Source organism: Inquilinus sp. (genome assembly GCF_057815775.1).
Genome location: NZ_JBYRFX010000442.1, coordinates 1 through 4,176 on the forward strand (window position 1 = coordinate 1; position 4,176 = coordinate 4,176).

The following is a 4,176-nucleotide window of genomic DNA, read 5'->3' on the forward strand; positions in this document are numbered from 1 at the left end:
GGGCGATATCTGCTGGTGGCGGCGCTGCAGCTCGGCATAGATCTGCGCCCGCTTGGCGCTGTCGCGCTCGAGCACCGCCTGCTGGGCTTCGGCGGTCAGCGCCGCGTCCTGCCAGCCATTGCTCCAGGCCATGGTCTTCGCGGCGGTGGCGTCGCTGTTGTCGGTGTTGATGGCGAAGGTCCCGGCATTGGAATCCGGGTCCTCATAGTCGGGACCCCAGCGGCCGATATAGACGTCGTGGTTGCGGGCGCGTTCCTTGGTCAGGACCTGCTTGGCGTCGCCCGGGATCAGCTCCAGCGTCACCCCGGCCTGGGCGAAGCTGGCCTGGACCGCCTGGGCGATGTCGATGTAGGGCGACTGGTTGATGACATCCATCGTCGTCTTGAACCCGTCCGGCAGGCCCGCCTGGGCCAGCAGCGCCTTGGCCTTGGCGACGTCGAGGCTGAACGGCGCGTCGTCGATCGCGCCCAGCATGCCCGCCGGCACCAGGCTCTGATGCACCGTGGCGATGCCGTGCATGATGCTGTCGACGATGCCCTGGTAATCGACCAGGTATTTCAGCGCCTGCCGCACCTCCGGCTTGTCGAAGGGCGGGTGCAGGACGTTGACGCTGAGATAGAAGATCGACTGCTTCTGCACGGGTTCGAGCGTGATATCGGCATTGCCCGCCAGCGACTTCAGCTGGTCCGGGGTCAGGTTGCGGGCGACATCGACATCGCCCTGCTGCAGCAGCAGGAACCGGGTCGAAGCGTCAGGGACATGACGGATGAAGACCCGGCGGAAGGCCGGCTGGCCCTGCCAGTAGCTGTCGTTGCGGTCGAGCGCCAGCAGCTCGCTGGGCTTCCAGGATGCCAGCTTGAACGGGCCGGAGCCGGCCGAGGCGGTCTTCAGCCAGCCATGGCCGAAATCTCCGTTCACCTCATGCGCCTTGACCAGCTTGCTGTCGACCACGGCGGTGACGGTGGAGGTCAGGCAATTCAGCACGAAGGTCGGCGCGTAGGCCTTGTCGGTCTTGAACACCAGCGTGCGGTCGTCCGGCGCCGTCACCATCTGGTCGACATTGCCGGGGGTCAGCCCGAACTGGCTGACGATATAGGCCGGTGGCAGGTTCAGCTTGATCGCGCGCTGCAGCGACCAGGCGGCATCTCCGGCGGTCAGCGGATTGCCGGAGGAAAATTTCACCCCGTCGCGAATCTTGAAGGTGTAGGTCACGCCGTCGTCGGACACCGTCCAGCTTTCGGCCAGGATCGGCACGATCTTGCTGGCATCGGTGCGGTCGTAGCCGATCAGCCGATCGTAGACCTGCGCCAGGTATTCGGTCGACGACGCCTCGAAGATCTCGGCCGGATCGAGCGAGACCAGATCGTCGATCACCCAGGCTTCGACCAGAGTGTCCTTAGGCGTGGTCGCCTGCGCCGGGAGACCGGCGCAGGCGACAAGTGCCGCGAGGACGCTGCAAGCGAACAGCTTCAGCACGATTGCGGATCCTCGCTGCGGCTCAGGACTTCTTGCCGGTCCAGTAGAGGTCGCTGTCGAAGGCCGGGCCCCAGGTGATGCCCTCGACATTCTTCCGCATCGCCGGCACCTCGGTCTGCTGGAACATCACCGCGAAGGGCGAGATCTCCATGTGCTTGCGCTGCAGGTCTTGATAGATCTTCGCCCGCTTGGCGCCGTCGCGCTCGGTCACCGCGGCCTGCGCCGCCTTGGTCAGATCCGCGTCCTGCCAGCCGTTGCGCCAGGCCAACGTCTTCGACTTGGCATCGGCGCTGTTGTCGACATTGATGGCGAAGGTCTCGGCGTTCGAGTTCGGGTCCTGATAGTCGGTGCCCCAGCGGCCGATATAGATATCGTGGTTGCGGGCCCGGTACTTGGTCAGGGTCTGCTTGTCGTCGCCGGGGATGATCTCGACCTGCACGCCGGCCTTGGCGAAGGTGCTCTGGATCGACTGCGCCATGTCCATCGTGGGCGAGGAGTTCACGACGTCGAAGGTGGCCTTGAAGCCGTCCGGCAGCCCGGCCTTGGCCAGCAGTTCCTTGGCCTTGGCGATGTCGAGCTTGAACGGCGTGTCGTCGATCTCGCCCAGCATGCCCTTCGGGATGAAGCTCTCATGCTTCTCGGCGATGCCGCGCATGAAGCTGTTCGCCATGCCGTCATAGTCGATCAGGTATTTCAGCGCCTGCCGCACCTCCGGCTTGTCGAAGGGCGGGTGCTGGGTGTTGAAGCTGATGTACCAGACCGTGCCCTTCGGCGCGTTCTCGAGCTTGATGTCGGGGTTGCCGTCGAGCGATTTCAGCTGCTCGGCGCTGAGGTTGCGGGCGACGTCGATATCGCCCTTCTGCAGCAGCAGCAGCTGGGTCGCCGCCTCGGCCACATGGCGGATGAAGACGCGGCGGAAGGCCGGCTTGCCCTGCCAGTAGTCGTCGTTGCGGTCGAGCACCAGGGATTCGTTCGGCTTCCACGCCGTCAACTTGAACGGGCCGGAGCCGGCGGAGTGGGTCTTCAGCCATTCATGGCCGAAATCGCCGTTCGCCTCATGCGCCTTCACCTCCTTGCTGTCGACCACCGAGGCGACGCCCGACGTCAGGCAGTTCAGCACGAAGGTCGGCGCATAGGCCTTGTCGGTCTTGAACACCAGGGTCCGGTCATCCGGCGCCGTTACCGTCTGCTCGACATTGTCGGGCGTCAGGCCGAACTGGCCGAGGATGAAGGCCGGCGACAGGTTCAGCTTCACCGCGCGCTGCAGCGACCAGGCCGCATCCTGCGCGGTCAGCTTGTTGCCGGAGTGGAACTTGACCCCGTCGCGGATCTTGAAGGTGTAGGTCACGCCGTCGTCGGACACCGTCCAGCTTTCGGCGATGCCGGGCAGGATCTTGCTGACGTCCTTGACGTCGTAGCCGATCAGCCGCTCATAGACCTGGGCTTGGTATTCGGCGGCCGAGAACTCGAAGATCTCCGCCGGGTCGAGCGAGATCATGTCGTCGATCTGCCACGCCTCGACCAGCGTGTCCTTCGGTGTTTCGGCCAGGGCCGGCACGGCTGTAAGGGCCGAGCAGGCCAGAAACGTCGCGACGAGTGCATTGCGGGTGAAACGCTTGATCACGTTGTCCCCCTCCCTGTTGTTTTTTCCATAACCCGAGAAACAAAAACCGTGCCCGACGGCCCTGCCGGTTGTTGCCATCCTCCAGGGATCGAAACGCCGGCGCCCGAGATCGAAGCATCTTCCGGGCCGCATCGAACCGGAGTCAAGCCGCTCGCCCCGGCCGCCCGGGTAACGTTCCCCATCACAGGCATCCTGCCATCAAAAAAATTTTGATGGCACCAAAATCCGGTCTAGGCTTTGGCCAACGACAGGGGGCCGCGGCACAGGGAATGACCGACCAGGCAATCGAGGCACGGCCGACGCCGCCCCATCTGGGCCGGGCCATCCGCGCCCGCCGCCGCGCCCTCGATTTGACCCTGAAAACCCTGGGGGAGCGCAGCGGCCTGTCGGTCGGCTTCCTGTCTCAGCTGGAGCGGGACCTGGCCACGCCGTCGCTGAGCGCCCTGTCCGGCATCGCCGTGGCGCTCGGGGTTCCGCTCGATGCCTTCCTGGCGGCGCCGCGCCCGGCCAGCGGCCTGACCCGCCGTGGCGAGCGGCCGCAATTCTCGGTCGGCGGCACCCAAGGTGATAGCCCCGGCCAGATCCGCCCCGATCAGATCCGCTACGAACGGCTGAGCACCGCCTTTCCCGGCCAATCCCTGAACGCCGTGCTGGTGCATGTCCCGCCCGGCTATGAATCCGAGGCGGTGCGGCACGAGGGCGAGGAGATCGCCTATGTGCTGGAGGGATCGATGATCGTCGGCATCGGCGGCGAGAGCATCCGCCTCGACGCCGGCGACAGCCTGCATTACGCCGCCGGCCGCGACCATCGCTGGATCAATGCCCAGGACGGCTGGACCCGGGTGCTGTGGACCGGGACCGCGCCGCTGTTCGACCGCCTGAAAGAGGACACATGACGATTTCGACGACACCAGGTCCGGACGATCCGGCCGTGACCCGGGCCGTGGCGACACTGACCGCCGCCCAGGCCGAACCCGGCCAGCCCGAGGCGCTGTTCCGCGCCGCCGACGCCGCCTATCGCGACCTGATCGGGCACCGGCTGTTCACCATCATGGCGCTGCGGGCCGAGACCGCGG

The 4,176-nt window shown here is 65.9% G+C and carries 4 protein-coding genes; 2 read left to right on the forward strand and 2 right to left on the reverse strand.

All coding sequences use genetic code 11. The annotated features are described in order from the left end of the window. Window positions 1-1,476: ABC transporter substrate-binding protein (locus tag AC3XYG_RS15770; protein WP_489140795.1), on the reverse strand; the 1,476-nt coding region annotated here is incomplete at its 3' end. Window positions 1,477-1,498: 22 nt separating this feature from the next. Further along, window positions 1,499-3,100, reverse strand: coding sequence for an ABC transporter substrate-binding protein (locus tag AC3XYG_RS15775; protein WP_489140796.1), 1,602 nt, complete (start codon window positions 3,098-3,100; stop codon window positions 1,499-1,501). 269 nt (window positions 3,101-3,369) lie between these two features. Between AC3XYG_RS15775 and AC3XYG_RS15780 the strand changes: the two genes are divergently transcribed. Beyond that, on the forward strand, window positions 3,370-3,996 hold the full coding sequence (locus AC3XYG_RS15780; protein WP_489140797.1) for a helix-turn-helix domain-containing protein: 627 nt from the start codon (window positions 3,370-3,372) through the stop codon (window positions 3,994-3,996). Then, a partial coding sequence (locus AC3XYG_RS15785; protein ID WP_489140798.1) for a hypothetical protein occupies window positions 3,993-4,176 on the forward strand: 184 nt, incomplete at its 3' end. The genes AC3XYG_RS15780 and AC3XYG_RS15785, both read left to right, overlap by 4 nt.